This is a genomic window from Mesorhizobium dulcispinae (assembly GCF_033977345.1).
GTDB classification, from domain to species: Bacteria; Pseudomonadota; Alphaproteobacteria; order Rhizobiales; family Rhizobiaceae; genus Mesorhizobium; species Mesorhizobium dulcispinae.
The window spans coordinates 124,782-141,816 of the sequence record NZ_JAVIIY010000001.1; the positions used below are offsets into that span (position 1 = coordinate 124,782).

The window sequence follows — 17,035 nt, forward strand, 5'->3', positions numbered from 1 at the left end:
TTTGCGTCGAACCGCGAAAATGGAGCAACGTCGTTCTTGCCTCTTGCGGCCGAAGGCGCGAGCCTATGCGGCGCGAATGTCGGCGCTCGGCCGAGCATCGAAGCAAGGAGGAACGACATGGCAGCCAATGTTGCAGTGATCGCTGGCGCGGGGCAGGGCCTGAGCGCCTCGCTGGCGCGGCTTCTCGCCAAGCAAGGCTTTCGCGTCGTGCTGGCCGCCCGCAACGTCGACAAGCTCGCCGCGCTGGCTCAGGAGACCGGCGCGCAGGCGGTGGAGACGGATGTGTCGGATGCCGCCTCCGTCGCGCGGCTGTTCGAGGCCGCGGACAAGGCCGGCCCGCTCGAAATTGCCGTCTTCAACGCCAGCGGCCGCACGCGTGGCCCGATCGCCGAGCTCGATCCCGAGGCTGTCAAGCAGGCATTACTGGTCGGCGCCTATGGCGGTTTCCTCGTCGGCCAGCAGACGGCGCGCCGGCTTGTTGAGCGCGGCTCCGGCTCGATCCTGTTCACCGGCGCCACCGCAAGTCTCAAGGGCTTCTCAGGCTCGGCCGGTTTCGCCATGCCGAAATTCGGTCTGCGCGGGCTGGCGCAGTCGATGGCGCGCGAGCTCGGCCCGAAGAACATCCATGTCGCGCATTTCATCATCGACGGCCAGATCGAGCCGCCCGGACAGGCGGCCGAGCCCGACCGTCCCGATCGTCGCCTCTCGCCCGACGCGATCGCCGAGACTTACCTTGCGGTCCATCGCCAGCATCGCAGCGCCTGGAGTTTCGAGGTCGAGCTCAGGCCGTGGGTCGAGACGTTCTGACGATCCGAACTGGTTGCTGACAGTTACGCAGCCCCTGCGTCGCCCAGATTATATTAGCCAGATCGCATGTTTCGTTGCTCTGGCCACTAGTAATATTTAAAGCTTTAAAAGACACCTTTGTTTAACCTCGGCGTGCATACTGCAAGTGGATCAGGTTTGTTTACTTGACCCCCCTGCACGAATAGAGAATGCGCATGTCGCTTACACGTCGCACGCTGCTTACGGCCGGAAGCGTCGGCTTGGTGATCGCGCAGGCACGGGCAGCGACGGTTCCGGCACAACAGACGGAAAACGCCCCACAGCCTGCCACGACCGATGACAAGCTGCGCATCGCCATGCCAGCCTTCGCTTCCGATCCGTTCTTCCCGGCTGATGGGGCGGGGGACAAGGGCATAGATATGGAACTGGCCCGCGGCATCGCCGCGGAGCTTGGCGTCGAGCCGGTGTTCGACCGATCCGCCGTGACCTTCGACGGCATGGTCAAACAGCTGATGTCCGGTCAGGCGGACATGGCGATCGGCAAGCTCAGCCGCACCCTTCGGCGCGGTCGCTCGATCCTCTATTCCCGGCCCTATGCCATGCTGCATCAGGGGCTGCTCGCCAACCGCCTCAACCTGGCACGTATCGCGCAAGGCAAGCCGCCGGAACAGATCATCCGCGATTTCTCCGGCGATCTCGGCGTGATCGAGGGCTCATCATTCGCCACCTATGCCGCCACGACCTTCCCGCACGCGCAGCTCCACCGTTTCGCGGGATGGGACATGCTCGTCGATGCGATCCGCAACGGCACGATCGACATGGCCTATCGCGACGATTTCGAGATCAAGAAGCTGATGGTCGACGATCCGTCGATGACGGTCGTGGCGCGCTCGATCACGCTGACGGACAAGGTCGACACCATCGCAATCGGTGTGAGGCCGGACAATCCGCACCTCGCGGCCTTTGTCGATCTCTATCTTGATCTCGCGCGCGGACAACAGGTCCTCAACACCGACGAGATCATCGCGCGCTATCGCCTGGGGAGCAAAGCCTGACGATGACCGTCGCCGATATAGCCGAGCCTTTGCCTTTCGACTGGCGCCTGGGGGCAAAGCGCATATTGCGCTCGCCCGTGACCACGCTGGCGATGATCGCGGCAGGCATTCTTTGCGGCCTCTACTATCCGGGGTTTTCCCACGCCATCAGCCCTGTCGCGCAGGTCTATCTGAATTTCCTCAAGATGGTTGTCCTGCCCTATCTTGTGTCGTCGGTCATCTTCTCCATCACGGCGATGGTGCAGGACCCGAAATCGGTCCGTTACCTCGGCAAGGTGGGCATGGCGGTGCTGGTCGTGTCGTTCCTGGCCGTGCTGGTCAGCGGCACATATTCGCTGGTCCTGCAGCCGGGCCAGATCGAGAACCCGCAGTCGCGCATCGAGCTCGGCGAGTTCATCAATTCCCAGGGCAGCGTATCCACCGATCTCGCATTCCCGTTCCAGCCGCCGCCGTCCAATGAGGGCGCAAGCGGCGAGCATTCGATCCTGCTCGACCTGGTGCCGAACAACGTCTTCAACGCGCTGGCCTCGGGCCAGACCATCCAGGTGCTGCTGTTCTGCCTGCTTTTCGGGCTGGCGATGGGCAAGATCCCTCAGCCCTCGTCCATGAGTCTGTCGCAGGCGCTCAACGCGGTCTACCGGGCCTGCACGGTGCTCACCAACTGGTTCGTTTGGGGATTGCCCTTTGCAACCTTCATCCTGATTGCGGACCAGACGGCGTCGACCGGAACCAAGCCGCTCATGCTGATGGGCAGTTTCCTGGTGGTGATGGGCCTGTCCTGCCTCACCTTTCTGGCCGGCGCCTTCGCCGTCATCGCCATCCGGTCGCGGCGAAGCTACTGGACCACGATCAAGACCTGCCAGCCGCTTTTGATGGTGGCCATCACCACACGCTCCACGGTCGCTTCGCTGCCATGGGTCATCAACCTTTTGACCGAGCGCATGCGCTTCAACCTGGTTGTCGTCGAGCTGCTCGTGCCGCTGCAGGCGGCCTTGCTGCGGACCGGCCCGGCGCTGCTCTACACTTCGGGTTCCCTGTTCATCGCCCAGCTCTACGGCCGTCCGCTTGGCGTGCCCGACCTCCTGCTCGTCGGCGTTGTCTCGGCGCTTCTCGCGCTCACCACCAGCGGCATGACCGGCCTGCTCATCCTGTCGCAGATGTCCATCGTTTGCGGCTATCTCAAGCTGCCCTTCGAAGCGGCCTTCGCGCTGTTCGTCGCGGTCGATGCGGCCGTCGATACGTTCATGACGCTGTCCAGCGTGTGCACCGTTGCGGCGAGCACGGCAATGATCGCGCCCAGCCACAGGGAGGCGGCGCAGCCTGCCGAAACCGTCTCGGAAGAGCCCGAGACCGAGCCCGCCCGATGATCGACGACAGCATCCGTCCCCAGCTCGGCATCATAGGCGGTCTCGGGCCGCTCGCATCGGCCGACTTCTACTTCAAGCTGACCCGGATGACCGACGCGCTTCGCGACAACGAACATGTGCCGGCCGTCATCCTCAGCGTGCCGCAGTTGCCGGACAGGACGGAAGCGATCCTCGGCAACCATGACGGGCCGCTGGCGCCTCTGCGAGCCACAGTCTCGACGCTCAATGCGCTCGGCGTTGCCTGCATCGCGATGCCGTGCAACACCGCCCATCATTGGTTCGACCAACTGGCGGCGGACTCGCGCGCGGAGATCATCCACATCGGCGACGCGGTGGTGGCGGAAATCCGTCGCAGCCTGAACCGGGGCCGCGTCGCGAACCTCGCGACTCGCGGCACGCTGGTCTCCGGTTTCTATCAGAAGAGGATATCGGCGGCCGGATTCGAGCACTGCATTCCCGAAGACATGGAGTTTCAGGAGCGGGTCGATAACGCGATCGCCCTCGTCAAGGCCGGCTCCATCGCGGATGCGGCGATCGAGGCCGAGCGCGCGCTTCATCTCGCGCAATTGGCCGGCGCCCATGCAGCCTTGCTCGGCTGCACCGAACTGTCGGTGGTGGCCGCCAGCCTCAACGACACGAACGGAGTGATCGTCATCGACAGCAATGCGGCCTTGGCGCGGGCTTGTCTGACGCGATTGGGCTTTGGGACGCAGGAGACCAGAGGCCTGCCGACCATGTCGCGGCTGCGGGAACACGATAGATTGCCCTGGCCGGCTGCGCAGCGGGCTTCATAGCGCCGCAGCTTCGACCTTTCGCCACGCCGAATGTCTGCCCGACGGCGGCCTGCGTTCTCCAAGTCATAAAATCTTTGAGAGAATATTTTCCGCCTCCCGTTCGATAGGAAAAGCGCTTCTTTGCCCAGCCGGGCAGCATTGGAGATGCTGACATCAAGGCTTCGCACTCCGCCAGGCCGAAATGAAATTCAGGATCGCAAGGAACGCACATGTCCGAATCCGGCAACGCTTCAAAATCTCTCGTTACGTCAATCACCAGGCGCACCGGACTTGCCGCGCTTCTCGCCACGACATTCGCCGTCATCGGCCTCACCGCGCCCTCTCCGTCCTTCGCCGACGACAAGAAGGCGATCAAAGTCGGTATCATCAGCGGCGAGGATGAGGACGTCTGGCGGGTCGTCACCGCCGAGGCGGCCAAGAAAGGGCTGGCGATCGAAACCGTCGTCTTCAACGATTACACCCAGCCCAACGAGGCGCTGGAGCGCGGCGAGATCGACGCCAATGCCTTCCAGCACAAGCCCTATCTCGACAACCAGATCAAGACTCAAGGCTATCATATCGTGCCCGTCGGCTATACCGGCGTCTGGCCGATCGGCCTCTATTCGAAGAAGCATTCCAAGGTCGCCGACTTGCCGGAAGGCGCCGTGATCGGCCTGCCCAACGATCCCTCCAACGAGGGTCGCGCGCTGCACGTGCTGGAGCATGAGGGGCTGATCAAGCTGAAGGACGGCACCGGCATCCTGGCGACGACCGCCGACATCGCCGAGAACCCGAAGAAGCTCGAGATCAAGGAGCTCGACGCCGGCATCGTCGGCCGCTCGGTCGACGATCTCGACGCCGCCGTGGTCAACACCGACTGGGCGCTGAAGAGCGGCCTTGGTCCGGAGAACCGCATCGCGCAGGAGCCGGTGGCCGACAATCCTTACCGCAACTTCATCGCGGTGAAGGCCGGCAGCGAGAATGAGCCCTGGGTGAAGACGCTGGTCGCTTCCTATCAGAACGAAACCGTCAAGGCCGAGTTCGACAAGGTCTACAAGGGCACCGGGATCAGCGCCTATTGATCGGCGCGTGGCTGGAAGGAACGGGCGGTCCGCTTCTGAGCGGACCGCCGTCGCGTTTGCGCGACGCAGAAACGGAAGGTGAGATGAACCAGCATGTCACGGCCGAACTGGCCGATCCGGTCCAAATCCGACCCACTGGGCCGGAAGATGTTGTCCGCCTGGTCGATCTGAAGCGCCGCTTCGGCGCGACGGCGGCGCTCGACGGCGTCTCGCTCACGGTGCGGAAGGGCGAGATCCTCGGCATCATCGGCCGCAGCGGCGCCGGCAAGTCGACGCTGATCCGCTGCCTCAACGGCCTGGAGCGTCCGGATTCCGGCGAGGTCTTCATCGAGGGCCGCGAGATCAGCCGGCTTGGCGAACGCGACCTGCAGCCGTTGCGCCGCCGCATCGGCATGGTGTTCCAGCACTTCAACCTTTTGTCGGCGAAGACCGTCGAGGAAAACGTCGCGCTGCCGCTCAAGATCGAAGGGCGGCCGCGTGCCGAGCGCCTGGCGCGCGCGGCCGAGCTGCTGCAGCTCGTCGGCCTGTCGGAGAAAGCCAAGGCTTATCCGGCGTCGCTCTCGGGCGGGCAGAAGCAGCGTGTCGGCATCGCCAGGGCGCTCGCCGCGCGACCGGCGCTGCTGCTTTCCGACGAGGCGACCTCGGCCCTCGACCCGGAGACGACGCGCTCGATCCTCGCTCTGCTTAAGGACATCAATTCCAGGCTCGGCCTCACCATCCTGCTCATCACGCACGAGATGGAGGTGATCCGTTCGATCGCCGACCGCGTGGCGGTGATCGACGCCGGCCGGATCGTCGAGGAGGGCGCCGTCTGGCAGGCCTTCGCCAATCCAAAATCAGAGATCACGCGCAGCCTGCTCGGTGCCATCCGGCCGCAATTGCCGCCCGAGATCGCCGGCCGGCTGGCCGCGGGCGAGGGCGCGGAAACGATCCTCAAGGTAGATGTGGCCGGCGAGGTTGCGCGTGGACCACTGCTGTCTGATCTGAGCGCCAGCGTGCCTGGCCCGTTCCGCCTCGTGCATGGCGGTGTCGATCATATCCAGCAGCAGCCTGTCGGAACGCTGTTCCTCGCCGTCTCCGACGCCGACGCTGCGCGTCTCGCGCAGACAATCGCATTCCTCAAAGACCGCGGCGCGCGGGTGGAGGTGCTTGGCCATGTCGCCAGTCCTGTTTGAACTCCTGCTCCGCTCGATTTGGGAGACCGTGCTGATGACCGGCGCTTCCGGTCTCATCTCGCTGGTTTTCGGCCTGCCGCTGGGCCTGGCGCTGGTCGCCACCGATCGCGGCGGCATCGCCGAGAATCTCTGGGTGAACCGCGTTCTCGGCGCAGTCATCAACGGCTTCCGCTCGGTTCCTTTCATCATTCTGCTGGTGGCGCTGATCCCGGTGACGCGGCTGATCGTCGGCACCTCGATCGGCACCTGGGCGGCGATCGTGCCGCTGTCGATCGCCGCCACGCCCTACTACGCCCATATCGCCGAAGTATCGCTGCGCGAGGTCGACCACGGCCTAATCGAGGCGGCGCGCGCCATGGGCGGCAACCGCTGGACGATCATCCGCGAGGTGCTGGTGCCGGAGGCGCTGCCGGGCATCGTCGCCGGCTTCACGGTGACGCTGGTGACGCTGGTCGGCGCCTCGGCCATGGCCGGCGCCATCGGCGCAGGCGGTCTCGGCGACCTTGCCATCCGCTATGGCTACCAGCGTTTCGAGACCAGCGTCATGGTCGCCGTGGTCGTCGTGCTCATTGTCTTGGTCTGCGGCATCCAGTGGATCGGCGACCGGCTGGTCGCGCGGCTGGATCATCGCGGATAAGCGACGCGCGGCAAGCGGTGGTCGCATCGAACGCAATTTGCCGCAAAAGCCCAGAATTGAGCGGCGGCTTGCTCCGTTTGCGGTGAGATTGGTCGGCGCGTTTCTTCACCCGCAATGACGCGCATGTCATCGTGCGGCGGGGTCGCCAGAGCATTCCAGGAAAAGTGCGCAGCGGTTTTCCGTCCGGAATTGCGAAAAACAAAGAGTTGCCGCGAGAGGAGCCTGTCCATGGCCAGAATAATCCCGGTGCTCGATCTCGACCGCCTCGAGCAGGGCGAGTCGGAACTGCGGACTTTCTTGTTTGATCTGCGCACCGCCGCCCGCGACGTTGGCTTCTTCTATCTCAGCGGCCACGGCATAACACAACCGGACATCGACGCCGTGCTCGATGCCGCGCGGCGCTTCTTCGCCTTGCCGGAGGCCGACAAGCTCGGCATCGAGATGGTGAAGTCGCCGCAGTTCCGCGGCTACACGCGTTCCGGCGGCGAGCTGACCAGGGGCAAGGCCGACTGGCGCGAGCAGCTCGACATCGGCGTCGAGCGCGCGACGATCCCGCAAGGATCGGGCGTGCCGGCCTGGACGCGGCTGCAGGGCCCGAACCAATGGCCGGCGGCACTTCCAGAGCTCAAGTCCGCGCTGCTCGCCTGGCAGGCCAAGGCAACCGAGGTCGCGATCCGCCTGCTCAAGGCCTTCGCGCTGTCGCTCGATCAGCCGGAGGACGCCTTCGATCCGATCTATCGCGGCGAGCCAAACCACCGCATGAAGATCGTGCGCTATCCCGGCCGTGACGCCACGGGCGACGACCAGGGCGTCGGCGCGCACAAGGACGGTGGTTTTCTCACCCTGCTGCTGCAGGATGAGAACAAGGGGCTGCAGGTCGAATATGACGGCAGCTGGGTGAATGTGGACCCGATCCCGCGAACGCTGGTGGTCAATATCGGCGAGCTGCTCGAACTGGCCTCGAACGGCTATCTGAGGGCAACGGTGCACCGCGTCGTCACGCCGCCGGCCGGCGTCGAGCGGATTTCGGTGCCGTTCTTCTTCAGCGCCCGTCTCGACGCGACGATCCCGCTGCTCGATCTGCCGGAGGAACTGGCGGCCGAAGCGCGTGGCCCGGCGAGCGATCCCGACAATCCGCTGTTCCGCAACGTCGGAACCAATGTGCTGAAAAGCCGGCTGAGGTCGCATCCCGACGTGGCGCGGCGGCACTATGCCGACCTGCTGGAAAAGGCAACGGCCGCCGGCTGAGGCTCGCCGCTGCCGAAGCGATATTTTTTCGCGTTTTGGACAGTTTTTGGAATTCAGTTCGTCGCAAACCGGCCGGCCAAGGCCCAAGTAACGGGTGTCGTCCGGTGTTTTCCTCCCATTGCGCCGGACGATGTTCCCCTCTGAAGGTTATGACCTTCATTCTTGGCCGGGCCGCTTTCGCGCCCGGCCTTTTTCTTTTGGGGCAGGGAAGTTGCGCAGCGGTTTGCCGCCACGAATTGCGCGAACGAAAGCGGGATTGCCGCTCAGGCGAAGGCGATGCGGATCGCACCAAACGGTCCGAAATCCGAGACGATCCGGTCGCCATGCCGGCATTCGACCGGCCGGATGAAGGAGCCTGAGAGCACGATCTGTCCGGCCTCGACCTTCATGCCGTATTGATGCAGCCGGTTGGCGAGCCAGACGATGCCCTTGGCCGGATGATCGAGCACGCCGGCGCCGAGCCCCGTCTCCTCGACCTCGCCATTGCGCGAGACGATGGCGCCGATCCAGCGCAGGTCCGCCTCGCGCGGTCCGGCCGCGCGGCCGCCGACGACGATGCCGGCATTGGCGGCATTGTCCGAGATCGTGTCGAAGAAGGTGCGGATCTTGCCGGCCTCCTTGTTCATCCGCTCGATGCGGGTGTCGAGGATCTCCAGCGCCGGCGTGATGTAGTCTGTGGCATCGAGTACGTCGTCGATCGACACGTCGGGACTGGCGAGCGCCGCCTTCATGACGAAGGCGATCTCGGCCTCGATGCGCGGTTGGATGAAGCGGCCGGCGGGCACGGTGCCGCCGTCCTCGAAGAACATGTCGTCGAACAGGATGCCGGAATCCGGAATGTCGATGCTGAGCGCCGACTGCATCGCCTTCGAGGTCAGGCCGATCTTCCAGCCCTTTATGGTGAGGCCCGATGCCGCCTTCCGCTTCACCAGCGCCGCCTGCACGCGATAGGCGTCGTCCATCGTGGCTTGCGGAAAGTCGAGGCTGAGCAGCCTGATCTGCCGGCGGTCGCGCTCGGCCTCGAACAGCCTGCGGGCGGCGTCCTCGACTTCGCTCTCCGTCATCATCGGCCGGTCCCTTCATCGACGACGCCGTTGCGCAGCAAGCCAATGCCGTCGGCTTCGACCTCGATCACATCGCCCGGCTTCAGCCAGATCGGCGGCTCGAAGCGGGCACCGGCGCCGGTCGGCGTGCCGGTGACGATGACGTCGCCCGGCACCAGCGTGGTGAAGGCCGAAATGTAGTTGATGATCTTGCGGAAGGAAAAGATCATGCGGCCGGTGCGGTCCTGCTGACGCAGTTCGCCATTGACGCGGGTGGTCAGCGCGATGTCGGCGATCTGCGCTTCGTCGGTGAACGGCACCAGCCATGGCCCGATCGAGCCGGTGCGGTCGAAATTCTTGCCCTGCGTGACGTTGAACTTGGCGTGGCGCACCCAGTCGCGGATGGTGCCTTCGTTGCACAGCGAAAGCGCCGCGACGTGGCCGAGCGCATCGGCCTCGGCGATCCGGCGGCCGCTCTTGCCGATGACGATGACGATCTCGCCCTCATAGTCGAGCTGCGGCGATTCCGGCGGCCGCACCAGCGGCGCGCCGTGGCCGACGAAGGAGCGCGGGAAGCGGATGAACAGCGACGGGTTGGAGGGCGCCGCTTGCCCGTCCTTGTACTCCTCGTTGCGGTCCGGATAGTTGACGCCGACGCAGATGATCTTTTCCGGGGAGGGGACGGGGATCTCGTAGGTGATGGCGTCGAGCGGAAAATCGGCGGCGAGGCCTTCGGCCTCTTCGGCGAGTTTGCTAAGTGCCCCGGCCTCGATCACCTCGCGCAACGTCGGCCATTCGCTATGGCGCGCCGCAAGGTCGACGACCCCTTTCCCGGTGATCGCGCCGTAGCGAGTCTTGCCGCCGACGGTGAAAGCGGCGAGGCGTCCCACGCTCATGCTGAAACTCCGCGATAGGTGCTGTTGAGTAAGCGCCAGCGTCGAGCTCTACGGCGCCCCCTCTGTCCTGCCGGACATCTCCCCCACTTGGGGGGAGATCGGATGTCGTCTCGGCTTTCGCCAATCGCCGACGTTGCAGGAGAAGCGCCAACCAAGCGGCCGCCCAATCTCCCCCCTCGTGGGGGAGATGTCCGGCAGGACAGAGGGGGGCGCGAAGGAATGCTGTCATCGAAAGATTGGGGTGCAATGAAAAACTACGGCGCCACGATCGGCGAGGCCGCCAGATCGGACTTTCGCGGCTCCACCCCGGCAAACAGGCTGCCTTCCTCGAACCAGCTTCTGGGCGCCGGCGCGCCCCACAGCGTCTGGCGCTGCGGATCCTTCAGATCCCATTTGATCGGCTCCAAATCCGGATCGACCGTCTGGTAGTCCGAGCAATAGATCTCGATGCGATGGTTGTCGGGGTCGCGGATGTAGAGGAAGAAGGCGTTGGAGATGCCGTGCCGGCCGGGGCCGCGCTCGATGTTGCCGACATAGCCGGTGGTCGCCATCAGGTCGAGCAGGTCGATGATGTTGAGCGGCGTCGGCACCCAGAAGGCGACGTGGTGCAGCCGCGGGCCAAGGCCATTGGTGAAGGCGATGTCGTGCACGCCGCCCTTGCGGTGCGTCCAGGCCGCCCACAGCTTCCCGGTCTCGGCATCCTCGGTGTATTCGGTCACGCGGAAACCGAGCTCGTTGTAGAAGGCCACCGATTCATCGACATTCGGCGAGAAGCAGTTGAAGTGATCGATACGCAGCGGCTTCACGCCTTTGTAGAGAGCGTATTTCTGATGGATCGGCGGCAGCCGCTCCATCCTGGAATAGAACTCGAGCGGAATGCCGTGCGGATCGCGGGTGCGGAAGGTGCGCGACTGGTAGGGCCGCTCCACCCATTCCACCGGCAGGTCCTTGGCCGCAAAGAAATGCGCCGCCTTGTCGAGATCCTCGTCGGAAAACACCTTGAAGCCGAGGTCGCGCGCTTCCGGTGTCGTCGCCTTGCGCAGCACGATGCAGTGATGGCCGCGTTCCTCCATGGCGCGCAGGTAGATGGCGCCGCTGGTCTCATCCGTCACCTGCAGGCCGAGCGTGTCGACATAGAAGGCGCGGGACTTGGCAAGGTCGGTGACGGCGAGCTCGACATGGCTGAGTCGCACGATGTTGAAGGCAGGGTAGAGGTTGGGTTGGGGCAGGGCCATCATGTGTCTCCGCTTCAGCCGCCGAGCTTCTGGATCGAATGCGGCGCCGTGGCGAACGCGATGTTCTTGGTTTCCATGTAGAAGTCGAACGACCAGTCGCCGCCGTCGCGGCCGATGCCCGAACTTTTCACGCCGCCGAACGGCGTCGGCAAATGCCGCACATTCTCCGAGTTCACCCAGATCATGCCGGCGTCGAGCGCGTCGGTGAAGCGTAACGCGCGGGTGACATCCGAAGTCCACAGATAGCCGGTCAGGCCGTATTGCGTGTCGTTGGCCAGGGCCAGCGCCTCGGCCTCGTCCTTGAACGGAATGGCGGTCAGCACCGGGCCGAAGATTTCCTCCTGGGCGATGCGCATCTTGTTGGTGGCGCCTACGAACAGCGTCGGGCTGACATAGCAGCCGCCGCCAGGGCCGGCGACCTTGCCGCCGCCCGCGGCAACGACCGCGCCCTCGGATTTGCCGATCTCGATATAGGAGAGCACCTTTTCCTCATGCACCGGATGGATCAGCGGGCCGACCACGGTTTCGGGATCTAGCGGATGACCGATCCTGATTCGCTTGGCCTTCTCCGCCACCAGATTGGTGAACTGGTCGTAGACCGAGACTTCGACCAGCAGGCGCGAGGACGACGTGCAGCGCTCGCCGTTCAGCGAATAGATCATGAAGACCGCGGCATCCGCGGCGCGTTCCAGGTCCGCGTCGGCGAAGACGATGACCGGGTTCTTACCACCGAGCTCGAAATGCACGCGCTTCAGCGTTTCTGCCCCCTGTTTCATGATCATCGAGCCGGTGCGGCTTTCACCGACGAAGCCGATCGCCTTGATGTCGGGGTGCTCGGTCAATGCGCGGCCGGCATCCTCGCCGAAGCCGTTGACGAGGTTCCACACACCCTTGGGCAGACCAGCCTCCTCGGCGATCTCGACCAGCAGCCGGGCCGTCAGCGGCGACAGCTCCGCCGGCTTGTGGACGATCGTGCAGCCCGCCGCCAGCGCCGGCGCGATCTTCCAGGTCGACAGCATGAAGGGCGTGTTCCAGGGCGTGATCACGCCGACAGGGCCGATCGGAACGCGCGTGGTCAGATTGAGCTGGTTCGGTGCCCTGAGCGAGCGGCCGTCGCGCGCTTCCGGCGCGCGGTCGGCATAGAAGCGGAAGTTCTCGGCGCCGCGCAGCGCAGCCTTGGCCATGAACTTCAGCGACTGGCCGGTGTCCATGCATTCGACGAAGGCGATCTCTTCGGCGCGTGCGACGATGGCGTCGGCGATTTTGTGCAGCAGCTTCTTGCGCGCGTCGCCTGAGATCGCCGCCCAGTCCTTGAAGGCGGCCTTCGCGGCTTTAGCGGCGCGGTCGATGTCGGCAGCCTTGCCGCGCGCCACCGTGGCGATCGGTTTCAGATCGATCGGCGAGATCGTCTCGTATGTCGACCCGTCGACGGAGGGCAGGGCCTCGCCGCCGATCTGGTTGAGCACGCCATCTTTTCGGAAGCGTTCGAGATAGGCTTCGGCCTTCCTCAGATTGTCGTCCAAAGCCGCCATGATTTCTTTCCCGTTCTAGATCACTTGCCGCGCAGGCGCGGATGGATGGCGTTCTTCTTCCAGCTCAGCTCGGCGTCGATCTCGCGGATCTCCAGCGACAGCGCGAAATGCGGCGTGGCGAACAGCGATGCGAGATGATCCGTGACCGCCGCGAAGATCGCCTCGCCGGCGCGTCTCTTCTCCTCGGCGCTGCGGCCCTTGCCGATGCGGAAATTCATGTCGATGAAGCCGTTCTCGGACAGTCGGTCGGCAATCGCATAGGCCTCTGCACGGAAGGCGCGCACGCGCACCGCGCCCGGCTCGAACAGGCCGGTTTCGAGGATGGTGCGTGAGACAAGCGCGCAGAGTTCGCCCATGTCGACCTTCGCGTCGAGATTCGCCGAATATTCGATCGCCATGTGGGGCAAGGTTTCCTCCCACTTGTAGTTAACATGTGAATTACATCTTGACGACCGAATGTCAAGCGTCGTTCTCTGTATCGCCGCAGCCGTCTGCGGTGGGATTGCCGCTCCCGGCAAAATCGCGGATATAGCTGCGACCCGAGCCTCAATATTTGTCGCGAGTCGTACCGGACTGGAATTTTCGGAGACCTGATTTTGCTACCGCCCAGCACCCGCCGTTCCTTGCCCATGGCTCTGCTTCGCGCCCGCGAAGTGATCATGGCGCATTTCCGGCCGATGCTTGCCCGCCACGACATCACCGAGCAGCAATGGCGCGTTTTGCGCGTCCTTGCTGAGGCAGGCCCGTTGGAGGCGACCGAGCTCGCCAACCGCGCCTCGATCCTGCCGCCAAGCCTCACCCGCATCATCAAGGCGATGGAGGAGCGCGAGTTCATCACCCGCAACAAGGTCAAGGACGACGGCCGCCGCGCGCTGCTCGCCATCAGCCCGGCCGGCCTGGCTCTGATCGAGGAGCTCTCGCCCGAGCGCGTCGCCATCTACGAGGCGATCGAAAAGCGCTACGGCGCCGAGGAGCACGAGCGGTTGCTAGACATGCTGGAGAGCCTGATCCAGTCGGAGTCGCCAATTGAGTAGGCTGGCCGGCCCGTCGCAGGCTCCGGGCGTTCGTCACTCGAAAAGCCAAGCAATTGGCTTTTCGTCCGCTTCGCGGACCGCTCCTCACCCCCCAAAACTGCCCAGCGCGCTTGGCTGCATGTAGTTGCGGCCGACATAGAGCAGCGCCGCCTCGTCGCTGCCGTGGCGGATGTCGACGACGCGGCCGAACATCACATTATGCGTGCCGACTCTGTTCACTGCGCCGATCGCGCAGTCGAAGCTGACGATGGCGTCGAGCAGCGCCGGCATGCCGGAGGGCATGGTCTGCCAGCGCGCGGCTTGATAGCGCTCGGTCATGTCGCGGATCGCGCCGGCGAATTTTGCCGCCAGATGCATATGCGACTGGGTGAGCACATTGACGCAGAAGCGTTGGTTGGCGAGGAACATGCCCGTCTGCGCCGAGCGCTCGTTCATGCATACAAGCAGCGTCGGCGGATCGTCGGAGACGCTGCACATGGCGGTCGCGGTGAAGCCGCCGCGCCCAGCCGGACCGTCGGTGGTGACGATGTTGACCGGCGCGCAGACCCGCGCCATCGCCTCGCGGAATTCCAGCCTCGCGACTTGCGTTTCCAAGGCCGCCTCCATGCCGACCTCCGTCAGTTGGCCTGGGCGGCAAGCGGCGGCAGCCAGGTGTCGCCGGTCCAACCCTTGTCGTCATAGTCGGCCATGCATTGGTCGACCAGCTCCTCCATCTGCTTCAGCCGGCCGCCACGCTCGGCGCCCTTCAGCACCTGCAGCCGCACCTCTTCCGGCGCGCCGGCGTAGTTGAGCTCGTAGAGCGCGTGGCGGCCGCCGAACTCGGTGCCGGTCGCGTCCCACAACAGCTTCATGATCTTGATGCGTTCGACATGGCCCATGTCGTTGGAGCCGCGCACATATTGCGCGAGATAGCGGTCGATCTCCGGATTGTCGAAATCGCGCGCGGAGGAAGGCAGGTAGATCAAACCCGAAGCGATCACACGGCGCACCGTGTCGATAACGCGCGGATAGGCCTCGGACATGAAGGTCCGGTAGGCGAGCGCAGCTTCGAGATTGGGCAGCACCGCGCCGTTCGCCCATGGGATCGGGTTATGCGCCATGGCGTTGGAAAAGCTCCAGAACATGTGGCGCAGCGCGATCACCTCACCGAGCGCCGCCTGGTTGCCGCGGAAGGCGTCGCCGCCGGTGGCGCGTAGCGCCTTGGCAAGCAGACCGGCGAGGAAGTCGAGCTTGACGGCGAAGCGCGTGCAGCCCTGGAAGCAGTAGCCGTGCATGAAGCCCGACGCCGGGTGGAAGGACAGGATCTTCTGCGCGTCGCGCAGCACCAGCACGTCCTCCCAGGGGATGAAGACGTTGTCGAGCACCAGGATCGCGTCGTTTTCGTCAAAGCGCGACGACAGCGGATAGTCGAACGGATGGCCGACGCTGTTGGCCGTCTGCTCGTAGGAGACGCGGCAGAACATTTTTATGCCCGGCGCATTCATCGGCACGATGAACATCACCGAGAGCGACGGATCTTCGGTGACCGTCGCCGAGCTCTGCGCAAGGAAATTGTAGTGGGTCAGAGCCGAGGACGTCGCCACCACCTTGGCGCCCGACACCCAGATGCCGGCGTCATTCTCCTTGGTGATGTGCACGAACACGTCCTTCACCTGCTCGGCCGGCTTGTGGCGGTCGATCGGCGGATTGACGATGGCATGGTTCATGAACAGGACGGCTTCCTGCGCGCGTTTGTGCCAGGCGCGCGCATTGTCCTTGAACGGCCCGTACCATTCGGCGTTGGCGCCCAGCGTGTTCATCAGCGCCGCCTTGTAGTCCGCGGTGCGGCCCATCCAGCCATAGGTCATGCGCGCCCAGTGCGCGATCGCGCTTTGCTGCGCGGCAAGTTCGGCGGCCGAATGGGCGACGCGGAAATATTTGTGGGTATAGCCGCCGGACCCGGTGTCGGTCGGCGAGGTCAGCACCGGCTGCTGTGCCGGATCGTGCAGCGCATCGTAGAGGCGCCCCAGCGAGCGCACCGAATTGCGCATCGCCGGATGGCTGGTGACGTCGGCCACCCGCTCGCCATTGATATAGACCTCTCGCCCGTCGCGCAGGCTGGCCAGATATTCGGCGCCCGTGAACGGCCGCGATTTGTCGGTCCGGAAATCTTCCGATCGCATCATGATCCTCCCTTGATTGGTAGAGAGTAGCCGCAGGCGCCGCGATGGGTTATGGACGAAAGTGCAAAACCGCTTGGACTTTTTCCGGCGCCCCATGAGCCAGACCGCCATTCCGGAATTCTTCGTCTACGGCGAGCCCGCGCGGGCGCTCGATGTCGGATTCCTGCATGTCGAGACTGTTCAGGCCCGAGCATCCGTGCATCGTGGCCAGGTTCTGGCGCACAAGCATCCGCAGATGGCGCAGATCACCTTCTGGACGAGCGGGCAAGGCATTTATCGCATCGAGGACAAGACCTGGAGTTTTTCGGCGCCGACGGTGAGCTTCATGCCCAGCGGCGTGGTGCATGGCTTCGACATCGAGCCGGGCACCGACGCCATCGTCGTCTCGGTCGCGGACGCAGCGCTGGCGGCCATCGCCGAGCACTCGGCCCTACCACTCGACCAGCCTGTGTTCGTCACCGGGCGTTGCGAAGCAGCGCTTTGGCAAAGGCTCGGCGATGCGCTGGGAATGATCCAGGCGGAATATGTCGAGGCGCAACCCGGCGCGGAAAAAATCCTGCCGCCGCTGGTCGCTGTCGCGCTGTCAGGCATCGCCCGGCTCGACGCACAATCGCATGCGGTCACCGTGCCCGCCGCAGTGGCGCTGGGTGGCCGGCTGCGCCGGCTGATCGACCGCCATTTTCGCGACGACTGGCCGATCGAGCGCTATGTCGTGGAACTCGGCACCACGAGGCATCTCCTCGACAAGGCTTCGCATCAGGTGTTGGGCTCGGGCGTGCGGCAGGCGATCGGCGAAAGGCGCCTGGTCGAGGCCAAGCGCCTGCTGCTGTTCACCATACGCACGGTCGAGGACATCGCCTACGAGACCGGCTTCAACGACCCGGCCTATTTCTCGCGCTTCTTTCGGCAGGCGGTGGGAATGGCGCCGGCGGCATGGCGGAAAAAGCGAATAGGGAGTAGCGAATAGCGAGTAGGGGAGAGTGCGGTCCCCTATTCGCTACTCGCTACTG

The 17,035-nt window shown here is 64.6% G+C and carries 17 protein-coding genes; 10 read left to right on the top strand and 7 right to left on the bottom strand.

The features are described 5' to 3' along the window. Positions 1-117 precede the first annotated feature (117 nt). The 8 genes from RFN30_RS00555 to RFN30_RS00590 all read left to right on the top strand — a co-directional run bounded on the left by RFN30_RS00555 (position 118) and on the right by RFN30_RS00590 (position 8,123). Positions 118-807 (top strand): SDR family NAD(P)-dependent oxidoreductase, encoded by a 690-nt coding sequence (locus tag RFN30_RS00555; RefSeq protein ID WP_320260193.1) that lies wholly within the window; start codon positions 118-120, stop codon positions 805-807. Positions 808-1,001: 194 nt separating this feature from the next. Further along, positions 1,002-1,841, top strand: coding sequence for a substrate-binding periplasmic protein (locus RFN30_RS00560; RefSeq protein WP_320260194.1), 840 nt, complete (start codon positions 1,002-1,004; stop codon positions 1,839-1,841). 2 nt (positions 1,842-1,843) lie between these two features. Next, entirely contained in the window at positions 1,844-3,208 is a 1,365-nt protein-coding gene (locus RFN30_RS00565) for a dicarboxylate/amino acid:cation symporter (protein WP_320260195.1), read from the top strand. Continuing rightward, complete coding sequence (gene cuyB, locus RFN30_RS00570; RefSeq protein WP_320260196.1) at positions 3,205-4,002, top strand: cysteate racemase; 798 nt, start codon at positions 3,205-3,207, stop codon at positions 4,000-4,002. Before RFN30_RS00565 ends, cuyB begins: the two co-directional genes overlap by 4 nt. A 209-nt stretch (positions 4,003-4,211) precedes the next feature. Next, the gene (locus RFN30_RS00575; RefSeq protein WP_320260197.1) at positions 4,212-5,063 is read left to right on the top strand and encodes a MetQ/NlpA family lipoprotein; all 852 of its coding nucleotides are present in this window, start codon (positions 4,212-4,214) and stop codon (positions 5,061-5,063) included. 83 nt (positions 5,064-5,146) lie between these two features. Beyond that, positions 5,147-6,238 (top strand): methionine ABC transporter ATP-binding protein, encoded by a 1,092-nt coding sequence (locus RFN30_RS00580; protein WP_320260198.1) that lies wholly within the window; start codon positions 5,147-5,149, stop codon positions 6,236-6,238. After that, the gene (locus RFN30_RS00585) at positions 6,219-6,875 is read left to right on the top strand and encodes a methionine ABC transporter permease (protein ID WP_320260199.1); all 657 of its coding nucleotides are present in this window, start codon (positions 6,219-6,221) and stop codon (positions 6,873-6,875) included. Before RFN30_RS00580 ends, RFN30_RS00585 begins: the two co-directional genes overlap by 20 nt. A gap of 228 nt (positions 6,876-7,103) precedes the next feature. Further along, a complete protein-coding gene (locus RFN30_RS00590) occupies positions 7,104-8,123 on the top strand; it encodes an isopenicillin N synthase family dioxygenase (protein WP_320260200.1) in 1,020 nt (339 codons plus the stop codon). A gap of 263 nt (positions 8,124-8,386) precedes the next feature. On the opposite strand, the gene hpaH is transcribed toward RFN30_RS00590, so the two are convergent. The 5 genes from hpaH to RFN30_RS00615 form a co-directional block, all read right to left on the bottom strand. Continuing rightward, positions 8,387-9,190: a 2-oxo-hept-4-ene-1,7-dioate hydratase gene (gene hpaH, locus RFN30_RS00595; RefSeq protein ID WP_320260201.1), complete on the bottom strand. Its 804-nt coding sequence runs from the start codon at positions 9,188-9,190 to the stop codon at positions 8,387-8,389. Next, positions 9,187-10,062 carry a fumarylacetoacetate hydrolase family protein gene (locus RFN30_RS00600; protein ID WP_320260202.1) on the bottom strand — a complete coding sequence of 292 codons (876 nt, stop codon included), beginning with the start codon at positions 10,060-10,062 and terminating at the stop codon, positions 9,187-9,189. Before RFN30_RS00600 ends, hpaH begins: the two co-directional genes overlap by 4 nt. Positions 10,063-10,316: 254 nt before the next feature. Beyond that, entirely contained in the window at positions 10,317-11,297 is a 981-nt protein-coding gene (gene hpaD, locus RFN30_RS00605; RefSeq protein ID WP_320260203.1) for a 3,4-dihydroxyphenylacetate 2,3-dioxygenase, read from the bottom strand. A gap of 14 nt (positions 11,298-11,311) precedes the next feature. Then, positions 11,312-12,829, bottom strand: a complete 1,518-nt coding sequence (hpaE, locus tag RFN30_RS00610; RefSeq protein WP_320260204.1) for a 5-carboxymethyl-2-hydroxymuconate semialdehyde dehydrogenase — start codon at positions 12,827-12,829, stop codon at positions 11,312-11,314. A gap of 20 nt (positions 12,830-12,849) precedes the next feature. After that, positions 12,850-13,236 (bottom strand): 5-carboxymethyl-2-hydroxymuconate Delta-isomerase, encoded by a 387-nt coding sequence (locus RFN30_RS00615; RefSeq protein WP_320260205.1) that lies wholly within the window; start codon positions 13,234-13,236, stop codon positions 12,850-12,852. Between the two features lie 222 nt (positions 13,237-13,458). Here RFN30_RS00615 and hpaR point away from each other — a divergent pair, with 222 nt between their 5' ends. After that, positions 13,459-13,863: a homoprotocatechuate degradation operon regulator HpaR gene (gene hpaR, locus RFN30_RS00620; RefSeq protein ID WP_320260206.1), complete on the top strand. Its 405-nt coding sequence runs from the start codon at positions 13,459-13,461 to the stop codon at positions 13,861-13,863. Positions 13,864-13,947: 84 nt separating this feature from the next. Here the strand turns inward: hpaR and RFN30_RS00625 are convergent, their stop codons facing one another. Further along, a complete protein-coding gene (locus RFN30_RS00625; protein ID WP_320260207.1) occupies positions 13,948-14,457 on the bottom strand; it encodes a flavin reductase in 510 nt (169 codons plus the stop codon). A gap of 23 nt (positions 14,458-14,480) precedes the next feature. After that, on the bottom strand, positions 14,481-16,025 hold the full coding sequence (locus RFN30_RS00630; protein WP_320260937.1) for a 4-hydroxyphenylacetate 3-hydroxylase N-terminal domain-containing protein: 1,545 nt from the start codon (positions 16,023-16,025) through the stop codon (positions 14,481-14,483). A 94-nt stretch (positions 16,026-16,119) separates the two neighbouring features. Between RFN30_RS00630 and RFN30_RS00635 the strand changes: the two genes are divergently transcribed. Beyond that, positions 16,120-16,992: a helix-turn-helix domain-containing protein gene (locus RFN30_RS00635; RefSeq protein WP_320260208.1), complete on the top strand. Its 873-nt coding sequence runs from the start codon at positions 16,120-16,122 to the stop codon at positions 16,990-16,992. The last annotated feature ends 43 nt before the right edge of the window (positions 16,993-17,035 follow it).

What these genes read in the sequence shown, in the direction of transcription:
- RFN30_RS00555 (WP_320260193.1), top strand. Translation starts at nt 118, where the DNA reads ATGGCAGCCAATGTTGCAGTGATCGCTGGCGCGGGGCAGGGCCTGAGC.
- RFN30_RS00560 (WP_320260194.1), top strand. Translation starts at nt 1,002, where the DNA reads ATGTCGCTTACACGTCGCACGCTGCTTACGGCCGGAAGCGTCGGCTTG.
- RFN30_RS00565 (WP_320260195.1), top strand. Translation starts at nt 1,844, where the DNA reads ATGACCGTCGCCGATATAGCCGAGCCTTTGCCTTTCGACTGGCGCCTG.
- cuyB (WP_320260196.1), top strand. Translation starts at nt 3,205, where the DNA reads ATGATCGACGACAGCATCCGTCCCCAGCTCGGCATCATAGGCGGTCTC.
- RFN30_RS00575 (WP_320260197.1), top strand. Translation starts at nt 4,212, where the DNA reads ATGTCCGAATCCGGCAACGCTTCAAAATCTCTCGTTACGTCAATCACC.
- RFN30_RS00580 (WP_320260198.1), top strand. Translation starts at nt 5,147, where the DNA reads ATGAACCAGCATGTCACGGCCGAACTGGCCGATCCGGTCCAAATCCGA.
- RFN30_RS00585 (WP_320260199.1), top strand. Translation starts at nt 6,219, where the DNA reads ATGTCGCCAGTCCTGTTTGAACTCCTGCTCCGCTCGATTTGGGAGACC.
- RFN30_RS00590 (WP_320260200.1), top strand. Translation starts at nt 7,104, where the DNA reads ATGGCCAGAATAATCCCGGTGCTCGATCTCGACCGCCTCGAGCAGGGC.
- hpaH (WP_320260201.1), bottom strand. Translation starts at nt 9,190, where the DNA reads ATGATGACGGAGAGCGAAGTCGAGGACGCCGCCCGCAGGCTGTTCGAG.
- RFN30_RS00600 (WP_320260202.1), bottom strand. Translation starts at nt 10,062, where the DNA reads ATGAGCGTGGGACGCCTCGCCGCTTTCACCGTCGGCGGCAAGACTCGC.
- hpaD (WP_320260203.1), bottom strand. Translation starts at nt 11,297, where the DNA reads ATGGCCCTGCCCCAACCCAACCTCTACCCTGCCTTCAACATCGTGCGA.
- hpaE (WP_320260204.1), bottom strand. Translation starts at nt 12,829, where the DNA reads ATGGCGGCTTTGGACGACAATCTGAGGAAGGCCGAAGCCTATCTCGAA.
- hpaR (WP_320260206.1), top strand. Translation starts at nt 13,459, where the DNA reads ATGGCTCTGCTTCGCGCCCGCGAAGTGATCATGGCGCATTTCCGGCCG.
- RFN30_RS00630 (WP_320260937.1), bottom strand. Translation starts at nt 16,025, where the DNA reads ATGCGATCGGAAGATTTCCGGACCGACAAATCGCGGCCGTTCACGGGC.
- RFN30_RS00635 (WP_320260208.1), top strand. Translation starts at nt 16,120, where the DNA reads ATGAGCCAGACCGCCATTCCGGAATTCTTCGTCTACGGCGAGCCCGCG.